The following is a 395-nucleotide window of genomic DNA, read 5'->3' as shown; positions in this document are numbered from 1 at the left end:
TGGGAGCACTACGCGCGCGGCGACCTGGACACCGCGCAGGGCGAGCTGGCGCGCCTCAACGCCGATGCCGAGCTACGCCCGGTGGTGCGCTACAACCCGCGCGTCCGCTTCGAGACGCTGAACCTGGGCGCACTGGTGCGCAAGAGCCTGGCGCTGCGGCCGGACGATCCCAAGGCCAAACCCGGCAAGGTCGATCGCCCCACCGCCGCGCGCGACGCCCTCCAGGCGTTCTCCGGCGCGCTGCAGGCCGGCTACGAGGCCGATTCGGTCGACGCCGTGCAACACGCCGCCGCCAATATCGGCTGGTCGCTGTGGCTGTTCTGGCAGCACGGGCTGGTCGATGAAGGCCGCGCGCTGGCCGCCGGCGACGTGCAGCGGCAGGCCATGCGCTGGCT

The 395-nt window shown here is 72.9% G+C and carries 1 protein-coding gene; it reads left to right on the top strand.

Annotated elements, in window-relative coordinates:
• Window positions 1-395: hypothetical protein (locus tag AC1DCP_RS26610; RefSeq protein WP_476774901.1), on the top strand; the 395-nt coding region annotated here is incomplete at both ends.

It is taken from the genome of Agrobacterium sp. 10T429, assembly GCF_056393925.1.
This window is presented reverse-complemented; position numbering and strand designations above follow the sequence as displayed.